Here is a 16,263-nt window from a genome sequence, read left to right as displayed (position 1 = left end):
GCTAGTCTGCCCAGGTGAGCGTGGGGACCGGGTGGCAGCAGGGCGGGCCGGCGGACGGCGTCGTCATCGGCGAGGGGGTCCTGCTCGACACCCGCCCGGCGTCGGTGGCGTCCCGGTTGCTCGCCGGCGTGCTCGACGCGCTCGCGATCCTGGTCGGCGCCGTCCTCGTCGGCCTCGTGCTGGGGCAGGTCCAGGTGCCGGTCGACGAGCAGACGAGCCGCATCCTGTCGATCGTCGCCCTCGTCACGGTCGTGCTGGTCCTGCCCACGACCGTCGAGACCCTGAGCCGGGGGCGGTCGGTCGGCAAGCTCGTCGCGGGCATCCGCGTCGTGCGGGACGACGGCGGGCCCGTCACGTTCCGGCACGCGTTCGTCCGCGCGCTCACCGGTGTGCTCGAGCTCTGGGCGACGCTCGGCTCGGTCGCGCTGCTGTGCGCGATCGTCCACCCCCGCGGCAAGCGCGTCGGCGACCTGCTGGCCGGCACCTACGCGGCGCGGGTGCGCGCCGCGGCGCCGGTGCGGCGCCCCGTCGACATGCCGCCCGCGCTGGCGTCGTGGGCCGCGCACGCCGACGCCGTGCGCCTGCCGGACGGCCTCGCGCTGACGGTCCGGCAGTTCCTGGCCCGGGCCGACCGCCTGCACCCGGCCTCCCGGGTCGAGCTCGGGACGCGGCTGTCGGCGGAGCTGGCGGCGTACGTGAGCCCGCCGCCGCCTCCCGGCACGCACCCCGAGGCCTTCCTCGCCGCCGTCCTGGCCGAGCGGCGGCGTCGCGAGACGGACGTCGAGACGGACCGGGTGCGCCGTGTGGAGGAGGAGGCGCGCCTGCTGCGGCGGCTGCCGCACGGCATCCCCGACCCCGCGGCCTGACGCCTCCGGCCGCCCGCCACCACCGCCTGCCGCCACCGCCGCCGGCCGTCCCGTTGGCATCCGTGTGAACGAGACCGGACATCGGACCATCGCCGGACCATCGGACGGTCACGCTTTGGTCACGATCGCCTGCGCAGCGTTGTCGCAGGTCAGGCAGCGATAGTCGGCCCTGCGGCACCACCGGGCGCAGGGACGAACCCGCACGAAGCGGGCAGACGCGGTTTGCGGCCCGGGTGCGCACCGGGGCAGGGTGGACGACGTCCCGGGCCGTCCGGCCGGGGGCGGACCCCGAGGGTCCCGACCGACCCTCGCCCCGGCACCGCCGGGAACGCTGAGCTGAGACCGCACCGGTCCGGGGTCCGACGCGAGAGCCCTGCAGCGGGCGCACCTGCGTGCGCCCGCGGCCGCCGCACGCCCGGCGCCAGGGCTCCTGGACGACGAGGTGGATGTGACCGCACTACGCGCCGAGGGCGTGTACAAGATCTTCGGCCGCCGACCCGGGGAGGCGCTGCGCCGCCTGCGGGACGGGGCCACGCGCGACGAGGTCCGCCCGTGGGGCACCGCCGCCGTCATCGACGCGACCTTCGAGGTCGCGTCCGGGGAGACGTTCGTCGTCATGGGCCTGTCCGGGTCCGGCAAGTCGACGCTGATCCGCATGCTCAACGGCCTCTGGCGGCCGACCGAGGGCCGCATCCTGCTGGGCGACGACGACCTCGCGCGCGTCGACGCGAAGCGTCTGCGCGAGCTGCGTCGCCGCCGCGTGAGCATGGTGTTCCAGCACTTCGCGCTGCTGCCGCACCGCACGGTGCTGGAGAACGCGGCGTACCCGCTCGAGATCCAGGGCGTCGACGTCGCCGAGCGCCGGCGCCGCGCCGGCGAGGCGCTCGAGCTCGTCGGCCTGTCGGGGTGGGGCGACGTCGTGCCGGCGCAGCTGTCCGGCGGCATGCGGCAGCGCGTCGGGCTGGCGCGGGCGCTGGCCGCCGACACGGACGTGCTGCTGATGGACGAGGCGTTCTCGGCGCTCGACCCGCTGATCCGCCGCGAGATGCAGGACCAGCTGCTGGACCTGCAGCAGCAGCTCGGCAAGACGATCGTGTTCATCACCCACGACCTCAACGAGGCGATGTACCTGGGCGACCGCATCGCGGTCATGCGGGACGGCCGCATCGTCCAGGTCGGCACCGGGGAGCAGGTGCTGTCCGAGCCGGCCGACGAGTACGTCGCGCAGTTCGTCGCGGACGTGGACCGCTCGCGCGTGCTCACCGCCGGGTCCGTCATGCGGCCCCCTGCGGTCACGGTCCAGGTCACCGCCGGGCCCCGCCAGGTGCTGCGGACCCTGCGCGAGCAGCAGCTGCCGGCGGCGTACGTCGTCGACCGCCGGCGCGTGCTGCAGGGCGTCGTCCGCGACGCCGACGTCGTGACGGCGCTGCGCTCCGGCGCGGCCGCCCTGACCGACGCCCTCGAGCGGGACGTCACGAGCGTCACCCCCACGACCCCCCTCGCGGACGTCTTCGCCCCCGCGGCCGAGTCGGCGCTGCCCGTGCCGGTCGTGGACGACGAGCGTCGGCTCGTGGGCGTGATCCCGCGCGTCACCCTCCTGGAGGCCATGACGCCGGCCGACATCGTCCCCGCCGACGACCTCCCCCGGACACCGCCGGAGGGCTCGCCCCTCCCGGGCGCCGTCACCACCGAGCCGGAGGTCGTGGCATGAGCGGCACGAGCATCCTCCCCCGCCTGCCCCTCGGGGACGCCGTGGAGAGCGCGATCGACTGGGTGACGACGACGTTCCGCTGGCTGTTCCTCGCCCTGCGCGACGCCGCCGCGTTCGCCTACGACGCCCTCGACGCCGTCCTCGGCGGCCCGCCCGCGTGGGCGGTCGCGCTCGCCCTCGCCGCGGTCGCCCTGCTGGTCCGCGGCTGGCGCCTCGCCGTCGGTTCGCTCGTCGGGTTCGCGGTCGTCATCGCGGTCGACCAGTGGGACAACGCCATGGACAGCCTCGCGCTCGTCCTGCTCGCGAGCGTCGTCGCGCTCGCGCTCGCCGTCCCGCTCGGCATCTGGGCCGCCCGCAGCGACCGGGTGTCGGCCGTCCTGCGTCCTGTGCTCGACCTCATGCAGACGATGCCGGCGTTCGTCTACCTCATCCCGATGGTCTTCATCTTCCGGGTCGGGATCGTGCCGGGGATCGTGGCGACGGTCATCTTCGCGATGGTGCCCGGCGTGCGGTTCACCGAGCTCGGCATCCGGCAGGTCGACAAGGAGGTCGTCGAGGCCGGTCACGCGTTCGGCTCGACCGAGGGGCGCATCCTGCGCCAGATCCAGCTGCCGCTCGCCCTGCCCACGATCATGGCGGGCGTCAACCAGGTGATCATGCTCGCCCTGTCGATGGTCGTCATCGCCGGCCTCGTGGGTGCCGGCGGCCTGGGCGGGGACGTGGTGAACGCGCTGACCCGCGTCGACGTCTCCCTCGGCGTGGAGGCCGGGCTGTCGGTCGTCATCCTCGCGATGTTCCTCGACCGCGTGACGTCCGCGCTCGCGGCGCGCGCGCCGGTCTCCCGCGCGCTCGCGACCGCGTCCGCGTGACCCCGGCCGCCCGGCGGCCGCACCGCTGTCCGGCGCCGAGCGTGCCGGCTCCCCCCCCCACCCCCTCGGGACGGGCACCGGGCCCGTCCCCCACGGAAGGACACGATGACCCGCACACGTCTGCGCACCACCCTCGCCGCCGCCGCGGTCCTCTCGCTCGGCCTGACCGCCTGCTCGAGCGGGGCGGGGTCGGACGACGACCGCCTCGACAACGGCGACCTGCCCGCCGTCTCGATCGGCATCCACACCGGCTGGGACGAGGGCATCGCGGTCTCGCACCTCTTCGCGGCCGTCCTCGAGGACGCCGGCTACGACGTCGAGACCGAGGACGCCGACGCCGGTGTCGTCTACACCGGCCTCGCCGGCGGCGACTACGACCTCAACTTCGACATGTGGCTGCCGGTCACCCACGCCGACTACCTCGACAAGTACGGCGACGACCTCGAGCAGCTGGGCGTCTGGTACGACGACGCGAAGCTCACCATCGCCGTGAACGAGGACGCCCCGATCACGTCCCTGGACGAGCTCGCCGCGAACGCCGACGCGTTCGGCGGCCGCCTGGTCGGCATCGAGGCCGGCGCCGGCCTCACCCGCATCACGCAGGACGAGGTCATCCCGGCCTACGGCCTCGAGGGCATGGAGTTCCTCGTCTCCTCCACCCCGGCGATGCTCGCGGAGCTGACCGCCGCGACGGACGCGGGCGAGGACGTCGTCGTGACGCTGTGGCGGCCGCACTGGGCGTACGACGCGTTCCCGGTGCGCGACCTCGAGGACCCGCAGGGCGTGCTCGGCGAGGCCGAGGAGATCCACACGGTCGGGCGCGACGGCTTCAGCGACGACTACCCGGCGCTCGCGGCGGCGATCGCGGACTTCACGCTCACGGACGAGCAGCTGTTCTCGCTCGAGAACCGCATCTTCAACGAGGACGGCGGCTCGGACCCGGCGGCGTCCGCCCGGGCCTGGCTCGAGGAGAACACCGACGTGCGCGACGCGATCGCCACGGCGCTCGAGGCCTGACCTCCGCAGGCTGCACGACGGCGGCCCCGGGTGCTGCTCGCCCCCGGGGCCGTCGTCGTGGCGGGACCTGCCGGGTCAGGCCGGGCGTGCCTCGTCCGCGAGCAGCACCGGGATGCCGTCCCGCACGGGGTAGACGAGGGGGCGCTCCGGGTCCTGGCTCACCAGCACCGGCTGCCCGTTCTCGTCCGTGCCGTCGACGAGCTCCGCGCCCGTCACGGGGCAGCGCAGGAGGGCCCGCGCCCACGGCTCCAGCGACGTCGCGCCGTCCTGCGAGCTCTCGGTCACCGGGTCTCCTCCTGCCGCACGAGCCCGAGCACGTCGTCGCGCACCTTCTCCATGATGTCCTCGTCCGCGGCCTCCACGTTGAGCCGCAGCAGCGGCTCCGTGTTCGACGCGCGCAGGTTGAACCACCACTGCGGGTGGCCGCCCCAGTGCGAGACGGTCAGGCCGTCGAGCTCGTCGACCTCGGCCGGTCCGCCGCCCTGCTGCGTCACGTAGGCCTCGACGACGCGCGCACGGGCCGCGGCCACGTCCTCGACGCGCGAGTTGATCTCGCCGCTCGCGACGTAGGGCTGGTACTGGTCGGCGAGCGCCGACAGCGGGTGCGGCTGACCGCCGAGCGCCGCGAGCACGTGCATCGCCGCCAGCATGCCGGTGTCGGCGAAGAAGAAGTCGCGGAAGTAGTAGTGCGCGCTGTGCTCGCCGCCGAACACGGCGTCGTGCTCGGCCATCTGCGCCTTGATGAACGAGTGGCCGACCCGCGTGCGCACGGTGCGCGCCCCGGCGGCCTGCAGCAGGTCGGGCACGACCTGCGAGGTGATGAGGTTGTGGATCACCGTCGGCGTGCGGCCGGCGGCGAGCTCGCGCTCGACCTCGCGTAGGCCGACCAGCGCCGTGATCGCCGACGGGCTCACCGCGTCGCCGTTCTCGTCCACGACGAAGCAGCGGTCCGCGTCCCCGTCGAACGCGAGACCGAGGTCCGCGCCGTGCTCGACGACCGCCGCCTGCAGGTCGCGCAGGTTCTCGGGCTCGAGCGGGTTCGCCTCGTGGTTCGGGAACGTGCCGTCGAGCTCGAAGTACAGCGGCACCACGTCGAGCGGCAGCGCCGGCAGACCCGCGCCGGTGCCCAGGACCGCAGGGACCGTGTGCCCGCCCATGCCGTTCCCGGCGTCCACGACGACCTTGAGCGGGCGGATGCCGGACAGGTCGACCAGCCCGCGCAGGAAGCGCGCGTACTCGCCGAGCATGTCCTGCTCGCTCACGGTGCCCGCCGCGTCCACCGCCGGGACACCCTCCGCCAGGTAGCGGCCGGCGAGCTCGCGCACGTCCGCCAGCCCGCTGTCCTGCCCGACGGGCCGCGCACCGGCGCGGCAGAGCTTGATGCCGTTGTACTGCGCGGGGTTGTGGCTCGCCGTGAACATCGCACCCGGCACGCCCAGCGCGCCCGACGCGTGGTAGAGCCCGTCCGTCGAGCACAGCCCGATGAGCACGACGTCGACGCCCCGCGCGGTCAGCCCCTCCGCGAACGCCCGGACGAGCTCCGGACCCGAGGGACGCATGTCGTTGCCGACGACCACCCGGGCACGCGCACCGGCCGGGGCCTCGGGCAGCACCACGACGTCCGCGAAGGCGGCACCGATGGCGCGAGCGACCCCGGCGTCGAGCTGCTCGGGGTACGTGCCCCGGACGTCGTAGGCCTTGATGAGCGCGGAGAGGTCCACGGGCGCGGGCATGGCAGGTCCTTCGTCAGGCGGTGGGGTCGCACTACCTTAGCGACCCACGCCGCCCCCGCCCCGGGGACTGCCGTCCGGGCCGAGCGGCGTGCCGTCGCCGCCGACCACGTACCAGGCCCTGCTCTCGCACCCCGGGCACGAGGCGAAGACGGCCGGCCGGCCGTCGGGCAGCGGGAGCCGCACGCGCGTGAGAGCGGCCGAGCCGCACGCGTGGCACGCCGGCACGACCGAGGAGTCGTCCACGACGGGTCGCGTGACCGACCCGAGCGGCTCGTCGGCCGGGGCACCGCGCGAGCGGCCCGTCACGGCGTGTCGCCGGGGACGACGCGCAGGTGCCCGCGACGGCGCCCGTCCGGTGCGGGCGCCGCGGGCGGCGGCACCGGCGCGAGCGGCTGGGCCGGCTCCGGCGCACGGCGCCGACCGGCCTCGCGGACGGCGTCGGCCAGCGCGAGGAGGTCGTCGTGGCTGGGCGCCGCGGCCTCGAGGTCGGGCAGCAGCCGGACGACCTCCCAGCCGCGCGGGGCCGTCAGCCGCTCCGCGTGCTCCACGCACAGGTCGTAGGAGTGCGGCTCGGCGAGCTGCGCGAGCGGGCCGAGGACCGCCGTGGAGTCGGCGTACACGTAGGTGAGCGTCGCGACCGCAGCGTGCGGGCACGCCGTGCGCGAGCACTGCCGGACGGATCTCACGGTGCAGACCGTACCGCGCGGGCCCCGCCGCACCGGTGCGCCCGCGCCGTGCGCCGCCGTGTCGCCGCCGGGCCGGCGGGCGGTCCCGGCACCCCCGGCCGTCGTACAGTGACCGGATGAGCGCCGCCGGCCCCCACCGTCCCGCCTCGGGACCCGCGCCCGGCGCGGCGCCCGGCGGCACCGAGCGCGCCCTGCCCGCCCGCCGGGGCGGTGCCGTGCCGGCCCCCGCACCGCGCGTCGGCGGCACCCGGCGCCGGGACCGACGCGGCCGCGGGCTGCGCGGCCCGGTGCTGCCCATGACCAGCCCGGGCTACCGCACGCGCGCCGAGCGCTTCGACGACCTGGTGCTGGACGCCGTCGAGGACCTCGAGCGGCGCTGGGCGCGCCAGCTCGACGGCGTCGAGTTCGCCGTCGAGGACGTCCCGCCGTCCGACCCGGCGCCCTGGGAGCACGGCGGGGTCCCGCTCGGCCGGTACTTCCCGGCGGACGCCGGGCTGCCGCACCGCATCGTCGTCTACCGCCGTCCCGTGGAGGCGCGCGCCCACGACGCGACCGACCTGCCCGACCTGGTCCGCGACGTCGTCGTGGAGCAGGTCGCACACCTGCTGGGACGGTCGCCCGAGGACGTGGACCCGGGGTACGACGACGGCCACTAGGCTGGGTCGTCGATGAGCACCCCCTCCTCCGCCTCCGGGTCGGTGACCCCCCGCGTCCGCGTCGTGTGCGTCGTGTTCCACCCCGGGGACGAGCTGCGCCGCTTCGCCCGCACGCTCGCCGGCGCCTCGACGCACCCCGTCGAGCTCGTCGTGGTCGACAACGGCACGGACCACGCCGTCGCGGAGTCCGTCGTCGCCGAGTTCGGCGGCCGCCTCGTCGTCCCGGGCGCGAACGTCGGCTACGGCGCCGGCGCCAACGCCGGTGCGCGCGGGGCGACCGCGCCGTGGCTCGTCGTCGCGAACTCCGACCTCGAGTGGACGCCCGGCTCGCTGGACCAGCTGCTCGACGCCGGTGACGAGCAGCCCCGCGCGGGGTCGCTCGGCCCGATGCTGCTCAACACCGACGGCACGATGTACCCGTCGGCGCGCGCGCTGCCGTCGCTCCGGCAGGGGGCCGGGCACGCGGTGTTCGCCCGCGTCTGGCCCGACAACCCCTGGACGCGCGGGTACCACGCGCGGCAGGAGTCCGTGGGCGGGTACCTGCGGGAGGCCGGGTGGCTCTCGGGGGCGTGCCTCGTGCTGCGCCGGGAGGCGTTCGAGCAGGTCGGCGGCTTCGACGAGTCGTACTTCATGTTCTTCGAGGACGTGGACCTCGGCGAGCGCCTGGGCCGCGCGGGCTGGGAGAACCTCTACGTCCCCGACGTGCGCGTCACGCACGTGGGCGGGACGTCCTGGCGCGAGCGGCCCGCACCGATGATCCGTGCACACCACGCCAGCGCGCGGCAGTACCTGCACCGGCGCTACCACCACTGGTGGCAGGCCCCGCTGCGCCTCGCGATCGGTCTGGGTCTCACGGCGCGCGAGCGCATGCAGCTGCGCGGCACGGCCGAGGCCGCGGACGCCGGGCGCTCCTAGCCCCGCGTCGCGCGCCCGTCCTCGCGCACCCGCAGGGCCGCTGCCCCGTCGGCGACCGGGACGGGCAGGAGCACCGAGGTCAGCACGCCGTCGTCCTGCTCGACCTCGAGCTGCACGGACCAGAGGACGCGGGCGCCGCGCAGGGTCTCCAGCTCGAGACCCGCGGCGTCGTCGGCCAGGTCGGCCACGGGCCACGAGCCCGTCGTGCCGGCGTCGACGGTGACGTCGTGCTCCGACAGGACCCGTCCGTCGTCGCCCAGGACGCGCAGCCGCGCACGCCCCTCCCCGGTCGCCGTCGGGTCGTCCCCCTCGGCGACCGCGCCGACCACCAGGCGTGCCTCGACGCCCCGGGGCAGCGCGACGGCCGCGTGCGGTGCGTCCGGCACGGCGGCGGACCAGGCGCGCTCGACACGGGGCCGGTCGTCCAGCTCGCCCTCGCTGCCCGTGCGGGATGCGACGGCCGCGGCGACGACGGGCTCCGGCGCGTCCACGACGACGGTCCAGGCGCCGGCGGGCAGCCCGCCGAGGGGCACGTCCACGACGGCTCCCGCGGGCAGCTGCACCGCGTCCGCCCCGGGCAGCTCGACCGGGCCGTCGGCCCCCAGGAGGGTGACGCGCGCGGTGGTGCCGACGTCCCCGGGCGCGAGCAGCCGCAGGGCGGGCGCGACCTCGGCGCCCACCCGGGACCGCTCGACGACGAGGGCGGGCACCACCTGACGCGTGGCCGGTGCGTGCCCGGGCACGACCAGGTCGGTGCCCGCCGGGGTGAAGCCCTCGACGCTCGTCGCCTGCAGGTGGGAGACCACCTGACCGCCGGTGGTCGTCACGTGGACCACGAGCGCACGCTGCTCGGCGGCGGCCCCGCCCAGGTCGACCACCTCGGTCGCGCCCGGTGCCACGACGTGCCGGTCGGTGGCGGTCTCGACGGGCCCGTTGGGCCCCCAGACCTCCGCGGTGACCTCGGCCGTCGTCAGGCCCGGGTTGGTGAGCACCAGCGCCGCCGACGACCCCACCGTGGTGGCACCGCCCACCAGCCAGTCGTCGACACCGGGCGCGACGCACGAGGCCGCCGACAGGCCCCGCAGGTCGCCCTCGGAGACGAGGGACGTCGTCGTGCCGGCGAGCACCGGTGCCTCCTCGGCGGGGTCGGCGCGCACCACGAGGGCCGCCTCCACGTCCTCGACGCGCAACGCTCCCCCGCCCGCCCCGGCACGGTCGATCCCGTCGCCGGCGGCGGTCAGGGCGTCGAGGGCGCCGGCACCCGGGCCGGCGGCGACGAGCGCGTCGACCGTGGTGACGGGCGGCACGGGCGCGGGGTCGAAGGCGGCGTCACCGCGCCGGCGCTCGTCCGGGGGCTGCAGCGTCCCGGCGCACCCGAGGGTCGTCGGCGTCGGCGGGGCCTCGACGGCCGCGCCCGCCACGGGCACGGCCTCGGCGACGCCCAGGCGCGCGCCCGCCGCGACCGCGCCCGCGGTCAGGGCGAGCACGGCCAGCGCCCCGACGACGCGCCCGACCCGGCCGCGACGGTCCGCCCCGGCGGCGGCAGGTTCCCCCGCGGCTCCGGCGGGCGCCGCCTCGTCCACCGACGCGGCGTCCGTGGTCGTGCCGTGGCGGCCGGTCGTGCCGTCGCCGCCGGCCGTGCCGTGGTCGCTCGTCGTGCCGTGGTCGCTCGTCGTGCCGTGGTCGCTCGTCGTGCCGTCGTCCCTCGTCGTGCCGTCGTCCCTGGTCATGCCGTCGTCCCTGCTCGCGCCGTCGTCCGTCGTCATGTCCGCACCCCGCGCCGCCGGCGCAGCGGCAGCGCCAGCAGCACCGTCACGAGCGTCGTCGCGCCGAGCGCCGCGAGCCACGCCGTCCGGCCCGGCGCGACGTACCGCACCTCGAGCAGGCCGGCCTCGGCGCCCACCGCGAACGCCTGCCGCCACCCGGCGTCGGCGCGCGGGAGAGGCCGGCCGTCGAGCCACGCCTGCCACCCCGGGTCGGCCCGCTCGGCGAGCACGAGCACCCTGTCCTCGTCGCCGGCGCCGACACCGGTCCGCACGGCGCGCCCCTGGGCCGGCACGGCCTCCACGCCCGGCACGGGCTCCGCCACGTCGGCCTCCGCCGGGACGAGCCGGGCCCAGGACGCGAGCACGTCGTCCGCCGCGGGCCGCACGCGCCAGAGCGTGCCGGCGCCGTCGTGCGTCACCCGCTCGAGCCCGGCCGTCGCGTCCAGCACGCCCACCAGGCGAGCACGGGCCTGCCGCGCGGCGGCGCTGTCGTCGGTCGGCGGGGGTGCGAGCACGTCCGCCACGCCGAGCGCCGCCAGCGCGGGGGCCACGTCGCCCGCGGCACCACCGGCGAGCCGGGCGGCCACCGCCGCCACCTCGTCGGTCGCGGCGTCCGGGGCACCCCCCACCGGGTCGACGAGCCCGCCCTGCACGCCGCGGGTGCCGACGGCGGCGGCGACGTCCACGAGCTGCTCACCGTCGGCCCGCAGCAGGCTCCAGGCGACCGTCCCGGCCGCCTCCTCCCCGGGCAGCGACGACAGCGCCAGGACGCGCGACGCGGCCGGGGACGACCCGCCCTGCTGGCCCACCACCGGCACGACCGGCGCCTGCGACGCGCGCAGGGCGACGGTCTCCTGCGTGCGCGCGGACCACGCCCAGGCCGCCGGCACCGCGAGGGCGACGAGCACGGCCACGGCCGTGAGCAGCCCCACGACCGGCTGCCGCCAGCCGAACGAGTGCCGTGCGAGCCGCTCGGGCAGGCGGTCCGCGCCGAGCACCGCGGCACCGAGCAGGCCGAGCGTCGTGAGCGAGACGGCCGGACCGGTCCACGCCGGTGCGACGGCGTCCGGCCCGGCCGCGGCGGGCAGCAGGGCGACGGCCGTCGCCGCGGCGACGCCGCAGGCGGCGACCCACCAGCAGGCCCGGACCCCGCGGGCGACCGCAGCGCCGCGCCACAGCGCGAGCAGCGCCAGCGCCAGCAGCACGGCGCCGGACAGGGAGGGCCACACGTCGCCGAGCCCGGCGGGCACCTCGGCCGGGACGAGGGCGGAGGCGTCGGCGGGCAGACCGAGCAGCCGCGCGAGGGCGTCCGCCGGGCGCGCGGCGGCGACGGGTCCGGGGTCGGCGAGGAGGAGACGGACGCCCTGCGGCCCGCGGCGTGCCGCCTCGACGAGCAGGGGCGCCAGGAGCACGAGCGCGGGCACGGCGGTCAGCAGGACGCGACCGCGACCGCGCGGCACGACGAGCGCGACGACCGCGAGCACGAGCAGCGCGGGCACCAGGAGGACCGGTGCTCCGGCGACGACGAGCGCGAGCGCGAGCGCCGCACCGGCGGCCGCGGCCAGCGACCCGGTCGGGTCGGGCGCGCCCACGAGGACCGGCGACGCCGGCTGCGGCGCCGCGGACGGCGCGGGTACCGCGCTCACGGCGGCGGGGCGGCCCGATGCGGCGGCACCGCGGTCGTGGGACGCCACCGTCGGGACGGCACCGGACGGCGCCGAGCGCGGGTGCGGGAGGGCAGGGACACCCCGCACGGGGGTCACGACGTCGCTCTCGTCGGGGCGTGCCGCGGCCGGGTCCTGCACGGCGGTCGGGGCGTCCTCGTCGGCGTCCCGCACCACCGGCTCGTCCAGGTCGCGCCGGACCGTGACGAGCCCCGACAGCACCTGGTCGACGCGCTGGACGCCCACGGCCCGCGCGAGGCCGAGCGCGACCCACGGCAGCGCGGCGTGCGCGAGGACCGCGCCCACGCGCCCGTCACCGACGGCGAGCAGCAGCGCCGGCGCGGCCGCCCACGTGAGGGCGGCCCAGGCGCGCACGCCCGCCGACCGCGTGGCGGCGCCCGCCGCCGCCCAGGCGCCCAGCCCCGACAGCACGACGCCGCCGAGCACGACGAGGGCGACCGCCGCGCCGAGGTCGCCGTCGAGGAGGGCCGCGAGGGGCACGAGCGCGAGCAGCAGGGGGTCGGCGGGACCGGGTGCGCCGACGCCCCCGGCGACCCAGCCCGACGTGGCGGCCCACCACACGTCCGCGAGGTCGGTGGTCGCGCGTGCCAGCGCGGGCGCGACGAGGCGCGCTCCGGACAGCACGGGACCCACGACGCCGCCGAGGGCCAGCGCGGTGACCAGGACGAGGGCGCCCGTCACCGCCGCGAGGGCGACGCGACGCCGGGTCGCGAGCGCGGCGAGCTCGCGCAGCTCGAGCTCGCTCGGCGCCTGCACGGTCCGGCGGGCCTCGCGGCGCGCGAGCCGACGGTCGCGCGCCTGCCGCCACACGTCGCGCCACGTCGCCTGCAGGGGGCGCAGGGTCCGGCGCGGCAGCACCCGCGAGGCGCGGGCGCGGCGACGTGCGCGGACGACCGGCGCCGGGCGCAGCACGACCGACAGGGCGGCCCGCACCTCCACCACGGCGAGGCCGGGCTGCTTGACGGCGAGCTGGCCGAGCGCGCGCAGGGCGCCGGCGGCCAGCGCCATGAGCACCACGAGCGGCAGCAGCGGCAGCGGGCAGCCCGTGAGGCGGGAGTGCAGCAGCGCCCGGCGGCGCGCCGCGAAGGACCGACGGGGGTCGGCGCCGTCCGGCTCGCCGTCGCCGTCGAGGTCGACCTCGCGCGCTCCCCCGTCGGGCTCGGCACCGCGGGCGCCGTCCACCCCGCCGCGCGCGGGGCGCAGGCCGTGGTAGGCCGCCTGCGCGTGCCGCACCACCGCCGTGGGGACCACGACGACCCGGTGCCCCGCGAGCCGCGCCCTCCGGGAGAGGTCGAGCCCGTCGCCGTACGGCCCCAGGGCCGGGTCGGTGCCCTCGAGCGCGTCCCACACGTCGCGGCGGACCAGCGCCCCGGCGAGGCCCACGCCCAGCACGTCCGTGCGGCCGTCGTGCTGGCCCTGGTCGAGCTCGTTGGGCTCCACGTCCGTGACCCGGCGCCCGGAGCGCGTGGTGCGCAGGCCCACCTCGAGGAGGCGCTGCGGCTCCGTCCAGGTGCGCTGCTTGCAGCCTGCGACGGCCACCGAGGGCGCGTGGCCGACCGTCTTGACGAGCTGCGCGAGGGCGCCCGGCGCGGGGGCGCTGTCGTCGTGCAGCAGCCACAGCCAGGGCGTCGGCCGCTCCTCGAGCGCGTCCGCCAGCGTCGCGAGCCCCACGGACACGGCCTCGCCGAACGACCGGGCCCCGGCCGCCGACGCGGTCGACAGCCGTGGCACGGGCGCCGGGACGGTCGCGAACGCCTCCTCGAGCAGCGCGCGGAGACCGCCGTCCGGCGCCCCGGGGGCCGGCTCGGCGACGTCGACGAGCAGGACGCGGAACGGCCGGCGGGTCTGGGCCGCGAGCGCGCGCAGGGTGGCCGGGAGGTAGCCGGTGCGTCCGTGGGTCACCACGACGGCCGTCACCGGGGTCGTCACCGGTACGGCCGCGGTCGTGGGGAGGTCCGCGGGGGACAGCGTGTCGGTCATGCTCGCGCCATCATGCCCTCGCGACCGCTCGCCGGGCGGCATGGCCGCCCGGCGTGGCGGGTCGGACGGGCCGACGGGTGCCTCAGACCACGCGCCGCTTGAGCTTGCGGCGCTCCCGCTCCGAGAGCCCGCCCCAGATGCCGAAGCGCTCGTCGTTGGCGAGCGCGTACTCCAGGCACTCGGCGCGCACGTCGCAGGACGTGCAGACCTTCTTCGCCTCGCGCGTCGAGCCGCCCTTCTCGGGGAAGAACGCCTCCGGGTCGGTCTGGGCGCACAGCGCGCGCTCCTGCCACCCCATGGGGCCGTCGTCGTCGGGCGTGCCGAACAGGGACAGCACGTTGCCGGTCGGTGCGGTCACGGGGGTGGCGACGTCGTCGGGCAGTCCCTCGTCGTCGAGCAGGTGCCACATACGTGCCTCCGCGGTTGATGCTGGATGTCCTCGTGCTGGGCTGGCTCCTCGAAGCCGGCCGTGCGGCGCGGAGGCCGCGACGAACGCGCTCGAATGAATCAGTTCTCAGGAATTACACGCGTGTCGTTCGCGGTCGTCAACCGGAGCCGTGCTAGATGCCCGAGTTGTCCGGGTGAAAGTTCTGTGTGCGCGGCGTGGCGTCCCCGCCCGCTGGTCCCGGACCCTCCGCTGCGTACCCTTCGACCATGACGGACCTCCCCGCGCCCGGCCGCGCCGGCGACGTGCCCGCCCTGCTCGCCGGCCTGCTGCGCGAGCCCGGCAGGCCGCGCGTCACGTGGTACGGACCGGACCACGAGCGCGTCGAGCTGTCGGGGGCGGTCCTCGTCAACTGGGCCGTGAAGACCACCAACCTGCTCGTCGAGGAACTCGACGCCGGCCCGGGCACGCGGGTGCTGCTCGACCTGCCGCCGCACTGGCGCGCGCTCACGTGGGCGCTCGGCGTCTGGCGGGCGGGCGCGTGCGTCGTACGGGCCGGCACCGGCGGCGAGCCGGCGGACGGCCGGCCCGTCGACGTCGTCGTCACGTCGCGACCGGAGGAGCACGGCACGGGTGCGACCGTCGTGGCGGTCGCGCTGGCCGCGCTCGCCCGGTCGTGGCCGGGTCCGCTGCCCCGCGGCGCCGTGGACGCCGCGGCGGCCGTCATGACCTACCCGGACGCCCTCGGCTGGGTGCCGGCGGCGGACCCGTCCGCACCGGCCGTCGCCGGCGGACCGGACGTGCCGCACGGGGAGCTGCTGCCCACCGCGCTCGTCGCAGCACCGCCGGCCGGTGCCCGGACGCTCCAGGACGCACGTGCGCTCGACGCCGTCGACCTCGCCCTGTCGGCAGCGGCCACGTGGGCGGTGGACGGGTCGTTCGTGCTCGTCGACGGCGACGCGCTCGAGGGGGCGGCCCTGGCCCGCGTGCGGGCCGGCGAGCGGGTCACCCACGAGGCGGGCTGACCACGCGGCACGCGCCCCGTCACCCGCGAGGCCGCCGGATGGTCCAGAATGGCGAGCCATGCGCGGAATCATCCTCGCCGGCGGCTCCGGCACCCGGCTGCACCCCATCACTCTCGGCGTGAGCAAGCAGCTGGTGCCGGTCTACGACAAGCCGATGATCTACTACCCGCTCTCGACCCTGATCCTCGCCGGGATCCGCGACGTGCTCGTGATCACGACGCCGCACGACGCCGAGCAGTTCCAGCGGCTGCTGGGTGACGGCTCGCAGTTCGGCATCTCGATCGAGTACACGGTGCAGGCGGAGCCCAACGGCCTGGCCCAGGCCTTCGTCCTCGGCGCGGACTTCGTCGGGAACGAGCCCGCGGCCCTCGTGCTCGGCGACAACATCTTCTACGGAGCCGGGCTCGGCAGCCGGCTGCAGCGCTTCGAGCGGATCGACGGCGGCGCGGTGTTCGCCTACCGGGTCGCGGACCCCACCGCGTACGGCGTCGTCGAGTTCGACGCGTCGGGCCGCGCGCTCTCCCTGGAGGAGAAGCCCAAGCAGCCGAAGAGCAGCTTCGCCGTCCCTGGTCTGTACTTCTACGACAACGACGTCGTCGCGATCGCGCGGGACCTGAAGCCGTCCGCGCGCGGCGAGTACGAGATCACGGACGTCAACCGTGTCTACCTCGAGCAGGGGCGCCTGCAGGTCGAGGTCCTGCCCCGCGGCACGGCCTGGCTCGACACGGGCACGTTCGACTCGCTCCTCGAGGCGTCGGACTACGTCCGCACCATCGAGCACCGCCAGGGTCTCAAGGTCGGTGCACCGGAGGAGGTCGCGTGGCGTCGCGGCTTCCTCTCGGACGACGACCTTCGCGCGCGGGCCGAGAAGCTCGTCAAGTCCGGGTACGGCACCTACCTGCTCGGCCTGCTCGAGAACGAGGGCCACTGATCCGCGCCGGGCCCCGGCGCGCCGGGGCCCGGCACCGC

General features: G+C 77.0%; 14 protein-coding genes. 8 read left to right on the top strand and 6 right to left on the bottom strand.

Annotated elements, in window-relative coordinates:
- The first annotated feature begins 14 nt into the window (after positions 1 to 14).
- From FB586_RS11535 to FB586_RS11520, 4 genes are all read left to right on the top strand, one after another.
- Positions 15 to 866, top strand: coding sequence for an RDD family protein (locus tag FB586_RS11535; protein WP_246036708.1), 852 nt, complete (start codon positions 15 to 17; stop codon positions 864 to 866).
- A gap of 448 nt (positions 867 to 1,314) precedes the next feature.
- Complete coding sequence (locus tag FB586_RS11530; protein ID WP_370741072.1) at positions 1,315 to 2,577, top strand: quaternary amine ABC transporter ATP-binding protein; 1,263 nt, start codon at positions 1,315 to 1,317, stop codon at positions 2,575 to 2,577.
- Positions 2,574 to 3,446 carry an ABC transporter permease gene (locus FB586_RS11525; RefSeq protein ID WP_136519438.1) on the top strand — a complete coding sequence of 291 codons (873 nt, stop codon included), beginning with the start codon at positions 2,574 to 2,576 and terminating at the stop codon, positions 3,444 to 3,446. Before FB586_RS11530 ends, FB586_RS11525 begins: the two co-directional genes overlap by 4 nt.
- Before the next feature lie 105 nt (positions 3,447 to 3,551).
- Complete coding sequence (locus FB586_RS11520) at positions 3,552 to 4,463, top strand: glycine betaine ABC transporter substrate-binding protein (RefSeq protein ID WP_136519437.1); 912 nt, start codon at positions 3,552 to 3,554, stop codon at positions 4,461 to 4,463.
- Between the two features lie 75 nt (positions 4,464 to 4,538).
- On the opposite strand, the gene FB586_RS11515 is transcribed toward FB586_RS11520, so the two are convergent.
- The 3 genes from FB586_RS11515 to FB586_RS11500 all read right to left on the bottom strand — a co-directional run bounded on the left by FB586_RS11515 (position 4,539) and on the right by FB586_RS11500 (position 6,882).
- A complete protein-coding gene (locus tag FB586_RS11515) occupies positions 4,539 to 4,748 on the bottom strand; it encodes a Trm112 family protein (protein ID WP_136519436.1) in 210 nt (69 codons plus the stop codon).
- Entirely contained in the window at positions 4,745 to 6,196 is a 1,452-nt protein-coding gene (locus FB586_RS11510; protein ID WP_136519435.1) for a phosphomannomutase/phosphoglucomutase, read from the bottom strand. Before FB586_RS11510 ends, FB586_RS11515 begins: the two co-directional genes overlap by 4 nt.
- Positions 6,197 to 6,498: 302 nt before the next feature.
- On the bottom strand, positions 6,499 to 6,882 hold the full coding sequence (locus tag FB586_RS11500) for a DUF3499 domain-containing protein (RefSeq protein WP_136519433.1): 384 nt from the start codon (positions 6,880 to 6,882) through the stop codon (positions 6,499 to 6,501).
- Between the two features lie 116 nt (positions 6,883 to 6,998).
- On the opposite strand from FB586_RS11500, the gene FB586_RS11495 reads away from it, so the two are divergent.
- Positions 6,999 to 7,538 (top strand): metallopeptidase family protein, encoded by a 540-nt coding sequence (locus FB586_RS11495; RefSeq protein WP_168800533.1) that lies wholly within the window; start codon positions 6,999 to 7,001, stop codon positions 7,536 to 7,538.
- 12 nt (positions 7,539 to 7,550) lie between these two features.
- Positions 7,551 to 8,453: a glycosyltransferase family 2 protein gene (locus tag FB586_RS11490; RefSeq protein ID WP_136519432.1), complete on the top strand. Its 903-nt coding sequence runs from the start codon at positions 7,551 to 7,553 to the stop codon at positions 8,451 to 8,453.
- On the opposite strand, the gene FB586_RS11485 is transcribed toward FB586_RS11490, so the two are convergent.
- From FB586_RS11485 to FB586_RS11475, 3 genes are all read right to left on the bottom strand, one after another.
- Positions 8,450 to 10,219 (bottom strand): DUF5719 family protein, encoded by a 1,770-nt coding sequence (locus tag FB586_RS11485; RefSeq protein ID WP_136519431.1) that lies wholly within the window; start codon positions 10,217 to 10,219, stop codon positions 8,450 to 8,452. The two genes, FB586_RS11490 and FB586_RS11485, sit on opposite strands and share 4 nt — an antisense overlap.
- The gene (locus tag FB586_RS11480; protein WP_136519430.1) at positions 10,216 to 13,884 is read right to left on the bottom strand and encodes a glycosyltransferase; all 3,669 of its coding nucleotides are present in this window, start codon (positions 13,882 to 13,884) and stop codon (positions 10,216 to 10,218) included. The genes FB586_RS11485 and FB586_RS11480 overlap by 4 nt, the downstream gene beginning before the upstream one ends.
- Positions 13,885 to 13,966: 82 nt before the next feature.
- Positions 13,967 to 14,293 (bottom strand): WhiB family transcriptional regulator, encoded by a 327-nt coding sequence (locus FB586_RS11475; protein ID WP_136519429.1) that lies wholly within the window; start codon positions 14,291 to 14,293, stop codon positions 13,967 to 13,969.
- Between the two features lie 245 nt (positions 14,294 to 14,538).
- Between FB586_RS11475 and FB586_RS11470 the strand changes: the two genes are divergently transcribed.
- Positions 14,539 to 15,294 carry a TIGR03089 family protein gene (locus FB586_RS11470; RefSeq protein WP_136519428.1) on the top strand — a complete coding sequence of 252 codons (756 nt, stop codon included), beginning with the start codon at positions 14,539 to 14,541 and terminating at the stop codon, positions 15,292 to 15,294.
- Between the two features lie 58 nt (positions 15,295 to 15,352).
- A complete protein-coding gene (rfbA, locus tag FB586_RS11465; RefSeq protein ID WP_136519427.1) occupies positions 15,353 to 16,225 on the top strand; it encodes a glucose-1-phosphate thymidylyltransferase RfbA in 873 nt (290 codons plus the stop codon).
- Positions 16,226 to 16,263: the final 38 nt, after the last annotated feature.

Source organism: Cellulomonas telluris (genome assembly GCF_004886325.1).
Lineage (GTDB): Bacteria > Actinomycetota > Actinomycetes > Actinomycetales > Cellulomonadaceae > Cellulomonas > Cellulomonas telluris.
The sequence above is the reverse complement of the archived record's forward strand: the minus strand, read 5'-3'. Positions and strand labels throughout refer to the sequence as shown.

What these genes read in the sequence shown, in the direction of transcription:
- FB586_RS11525 (WP_136519438.1), top strand. Translation starts at nt 2,574, where the DNA reads ATGAGCGGCACGAGCATCCTCCCCCGCCTGCCCCTCGGGGACGCCGTG.
- FB586_RS11520 (WP_136519437.1), top strand. Translation starts at nt 3,552, where the DNA reads ATGACCCGCACACGTCTGCGCACCACCCTCGCCGCCGCCGCGGTCCTC.
- FB586_RS11510 (WP_136519435.1), bottom strand. Translation starts at nt 6,196, where the DNA reads ATGCCCGCGCCCGTGGACCTCTCCGCGCTCATCAAGGCCTACGACGTC.
- FB586_RS11495 (WP_168800533.1), top strand. Translation starts at nt 6,999, where the DNA reads ATGAGCGCCGCCGGCCCCCACCGTCCCGCCTCGGGACCCGCGCCCGGC.
- FB586_RS11490 (WP_136519432.1), top strand. Translation starts at nt 7,551, where the DNA reads ATGAGCACCCCCTCCTCCGCCTCCGGGTCGGTGACCCCCCGCGTCCGC.
- FB586_RS11485 (WP_136519431.1), bottom strand. Translation starts at nt 10,219, where the DNA reads ATGACGACGGACGACGGCGCGAGCAGGGACGACGGCATGACCAGGGAC.
- FB586_RS11480 (WP_136519430.1), bottom strand. Translation starts at nt 13,884, where the DNA reads ATGACCGACACGCTGTCCCCCGCGGACCTCCCCACGACCGCGGCCGTA.
- FB586_RS11475 (WP_136519429.1), bottom strand. Translation starts at nt 14,293, where the DNA reads ATGTGGCACCTGCTCGACGACGAGGGACTGCCCGACGACGTCGCCACC.
- FB586_RS11470 (WP_136519428.1), top strand. Translation starts at nt 14,539, where the DNA reads ATGACGGACCTCCCCGCGCCCGGCCGCGCCGGCGACGTGCCCGCCCTG.
- rfbA (WP_136519427.1), top strand. Translation starts at nt 15,353, where the DNA reads ATGCGCGGAATCATCCTCGCCGGCGGCTCCGGCACCCGGCTGCACCCC.